The following is a 4,229-nucleotide window of genomic DNA, read 5'->3' on the forward strand; positions in this document are numbered from 1 at the left end:
AGCGGGTCTGCCGGACACCCATTGAAAATCTGATGTGAATGAAAATAGAATCCGCCGTTTCAGATCTATTCTGAAATAGCGGTGTTCTTCTAGGGCTGACGCCCTAAGATAACTCGCTTACGAAATTTTTAGCAAAAGTGTGACCTTCCAGCAGCCGTGGAAGCCCCTCGCAGAGGGGCTGGTATTGAAATAGATGAAAAGAATCCTCAGTTAACCGAGGAAGAGGAAGCCCCTCGCAGAGGGGCTGGTATTGAAATGGCATCAAGTTCTTGAAGGAACTGTTTGACATTGAAGCCCCTCGCAGAGGGGCTGGTATTGAAATTGCAGATAAAAGGAAAGATGCCGAGAGGGTTCTTGAAGCCCCTCGCAGAGGGGCTGGTATTGAAATAGATCTTGGCAGCGGCAGGCGCGAAGAAAGACCGAAGCCCCTCGCAGAGGGGCTGGTATTGAAATGAAGACCTGGCAGCATCTCAAAAGAATGGGTACGAAGCCCCTCGCAGAGGGGCTGGTATTGAAATCAGGAGCTTGTTAAAATGACCGAGGCCTACGCGAAGCCCCTCGCAGAGGGGCTGGTATTGAAATCACACTGACCACGTGCTTCTTCGGAGCTTTCGGAAGCCCCTCGCAGAGGGACTGGTATTGAAATAAGACTGAGACATCTGACAGAGCCGGAGCACTCGAAGCCCCTCGCAGAGGGGCTGGTATTGAAATACGTACATCATCGCGCGCCCGATCGGCGTGGCGGAAGCCCCTCGCAGAGGGGCTGGTATTGAAATTTTAACAACATGGACAAGATCTTCACGACACCGGAAGCCCCTCGCAGAGGGGCTGGTATTGAAATTTTCAGACCAGCTTTCCTGATACTGGCCAGACAGGAAGCCCCTCGTAGAGGGGCTGGTATTGAAATTTAGAATCTAAGACAGTCTATATAATTTCTCTTAGAAGCCCCTCGCAGAGGGGCTGGTATTGAAATGAGGACACGACCTGGATGACAGGCCAGGAGATGGAAGCCCCTCGCAGAGGGGCTGGTATTGAAATAAGTCCCTGACAACGAATGAACGCTACGAGTTCAGAAGCCCCTCGCAGAGGGGCTTTTATTGAAATGATGACTGATATTCAGATGGAACTTGCAGACGTGTGAAGCCCATCGCAGAGGATGATTTCAAGGAATGTTCGAAAAAACCATCCAGACCCATAGTTGAATGATTATGCAGCATCTTTAGGTAACAGTCGTGAAATTGATTCCTCTTTGATATATGCTCTGGATGTTGACCAGTCCTCCGAGTATTCCATCAGATACGCTGTCACCAGCCGGACATAGGAGGATTCATTCGGGAAGATTAAAACATGCTGAACATAGGATCGGGCAGATTCATAAAACTAAATAGTTAAGTGGAAAGCTTTGTGTTACTCTGTTTCTGAGCCATCGAGAGTTCTTCTTTGTAGTTGTTTGTTTCGTCGCAAATCATTCTACATGAGCCTCGATGATTTTTACATTGCTATTCAGTTTTTGCGAACATTATTGTACTCTATCGTAAACTGCCTCAAGATACTTTGTTTTCCTCCTATTACCTCTCCCCTAGATCCGCAATCTTCAAGAAATTCTCCAGCATCCTTTGCCCTTCCTCTGTCATGATAGACTCCGGATGAAATTGAAGGCCGTATAACATCTTCTTTTCATTGGCTACAGCCATGACCTCGCCGTCATCTGCCCGTGCGATTTCTTTCAATCCGGCCGGCAGGGTCTTTTCCATAACAGCCAGGGAATGGTAACGACCTACAGTAACTTCTTCGGGCAGGCCGGTGAAGATTGGAGACGACAGGTCCAGTTTGACTTTCGACTGTTTCCCGTGCATTAACTCTTTGGCATAAGAAATGGTCGCGCCCTCTGCTTCGCAGATGGCCTGATGGCCCAGGCAGACGCCCAAAATGGGGATCTGGCCACCGAGTTTTCGGACCACATCTTCACAGACACCTGCATCGGAAGGCTTTCCGGGACCGGGAGATAAAATGATGCAGTCGGGCTTCATTTCCCGGATCGCCGGGATGCTTTTCTCGTCATTTCGAATGACAGTGATGTCCGGATCCAGAGAACCGATCAATTGATAGAGGTTATAGGAAAAACTGTCATAATTATCAATCAAGAGAATCATTCTTCTTCCTCCGCTTTCTGAATGGCTTCAACGACTGCTTTTGCCTTGTTCTGGCATTCCTTGTACTCATTTTTTGCAATGCTGTCTGCTACGATTCCAGCTCCGGATCGAACAAAGACCTTGCCATTTCTCTTATAGGCCAGCCGGATGGCAATGCAGACATCCAGGTTTCCGGTGAAGTCTACATAACCGATGGCACCGCCGTAGATTCCTCTCCGGTCATTTTCCAGTTCGTTGATTAATTCCATGGCTCGAAACTTCGGCGCCCCGGACAAGGTCCCAGCCGGAAGCACGGAATCGATCGCATCGATCGGCTTTTTATCCTCCCGAAGGATCCCTTTTACTTCGGAGCCGATGTGCATGACGTGAGAATATTTTTCGATCGCCATATATTTCTCGACCTGAACACTTCCGAATTTGCAGAGACGTCCCAGGTCATTTCTGCCCAGATCCACCAGCATGTTGTGCTCGGCCCGCTCTTTTTCATCTGACAAAAGCTCCTTTTCAAGCCTCTGGTCTTCCTTTTCATCCCGCCCGCGCGGTCTTGTTCCGGCCAGAGGAAAGGTCCGGATCTCGCCGTTAGAGACCTTGACCAGGGTTTCCGGGGAACTTCCGGCGATCTCCACATCATCGCCGGAGAAGTAGAACATATAGGGCGAGGGGTTTGTGGTTCGAAGCACGCGATAAGTGTCGAGGAGACTGCCCTCGTAGCGGGCTTCCATGGGATTGGAGAAAACCAGCTGGAAGATATCCCCTTCATGAATGTGATACTTGATTTTCTCGACTTTCTCTGTAAATTCTTCCAGGGAAAGCTTGGGCTTCAAGGGCTCCAGAAGATGGCCTTTCTGAATCTGCTTCGGTTTTCCCTTTCGTATGATCTCCTCCATGACATTGAGATCCAGAAGGGCCTTCTGGTAGGCGGTTTCCATGTCCTCCGTCAAAATATTGACGATCAAAAGGATCTTCTGCCGATAATTGTCATAGCAGATCAGCTTATCAAACAGCATGAGATTGACATCGCAGAATTGGTTCTCATCCTTTGCAGAAAGCTTCAGAGCAGGTTCCCCATATTGGATGTAGTCGTAGGAGAAGTAGCCGACCAGGCCGCCGGTCAGGCTCGGAAGGCCCGGCAGGCGGGGAGAGCGATTGTCCTGAATGATCTTCTGGATGTAGGGACCGGGATGGTCCACCTTCATTTGAATGGTCCCGCCCGCCTTGATGGTCAAAAGGTGATCCTTGCATGAGATCTCCATCGTAGGATCATAGCCCAGGAAAGTATAACGCCCCATCTGTCGGCTGTCCTCAACGCTCTCCAAGAGAAAGCAGTGGCTTGTGACATTCAAAAGGGCCCGAAGAGTCTCCACCGGCGTTCGAATGTCCGAAAGAATCTCCCTTGTCACGGGGATCCGTTTGTAATCTCCGGAGGCTGCGATTTTTCTGACCTCTTCGTAGGATGTCTGCTTCATATTGTCTCCTTTCTTTTGTTTTGAAATGCAAAAAAACCGCCCTTGACAGAAAGAATCTGATTGTTCAGATTGATTCTGCCAAGGGCGGGTCTGTTCGATCTTATAGATATAGAGCTATAGAGCCGATATCAAAAAGACCGGCAGGTCTTCCAATATCAAAGCTATTAGCTATTATATCATTGGTCTGATACCCGTGGTGCCACCTTGCTTTGTGTCTCCACACACTCATGAGATACCAACATATCTCCGGCAACTAACGTATGCCTTACGTCAGAAGCTACTTGCCTGTGATTGGAAGAAATGATCTGTTTATCAGATACGATCTCCAGATACGATCTCTTCTTCGGCGTTCACCCTGCCCTCAGTGGTCCATTTACGAATCAGCGTTCTGTCCGGCTCTCAGCCGCCCGGACTCTCTGTGAGTGCCCCTTTCGTTTTATCTCCACTTCAACGGTTTGATTTGTTGACGTATGAAATTATTTGTTATTGGCTCTGTCACAACAAATGGTTGATTTTTGACGAGAAATAGCGTATAATAATAGTAAGAAACAGTACCACCGAAGGAGGTAATTGGATATGCCTACTATCAAAGACGCATTAGATATTATCG

The 4,229-nt window shown here is 48.5% G+C and carries 2 protein-coding genes and 1 CRISPR repeat array; both genes read right to left on the minus strand.

All coding sequences use genetic code 11. The features are described 5' to 3' along the window. The first annotated feature begins 159 nt into the window (after positions 1-159). A CRISPR array of direct repeats spans positions 160-1,104; the repeat unit is 32 nt; unit sequence GAAGCCCCTCGCAGAGGGGCTGGTATTGAAAT. A gap of 464 nt (positions 1,105-1,568) precedes the next feature. Then, a complete protein-coding gene (locus ACKX2L_RS11360) occupies positions 1,569-2,153 on the minus strand; it encodes an anthranilate synthase component II (RefSeq protein WP_497551041.1) in 585 nt (194 codons plus the stop codon). After that, positions 2,150-3,619, minus strand: coding sequence for an anthranilate synthase component I (gene trpE, locus ACKX2L_RS11365; RefSeq protein ID WP_497551040.1), 1,470 nt, complete (start codon positions 3,617-3,619; stop codon positions 2,150-2,152). The genes ACKX2L_RS11360 and trpE overlap by 4 nt, the downstream gene beginning before the upstream one ends. Positions 3,620-4,229: the final 610 nt, after the last annotated feature.

The organism is Porcibacter vitabionis (genome assembly GCF_046263795.1).
Classification (GTDB): domain Bacteria; phylum Bacillota; class Clostridia; order Lachnospirales; family Lachnospiraceae; genus Lachnocurva.

Excerpts from the sequence above, each read along its gene's own strand:
- trpE (WP_497551040.1), bottom strand. The coding sequence starts at position 3,619 with ATGAAGCAGACATCCTACGAAGAGGTCAGAAAAATCGCAGCCTCCGGA.
- ACKX2L_RS11360 (WP_497551041.1), bottom strand. The coding sequence starts at position 2,153 with ATGATTCTCTTGATTGATAATTATGACAGTTTTTCCTATAACCTCTAT.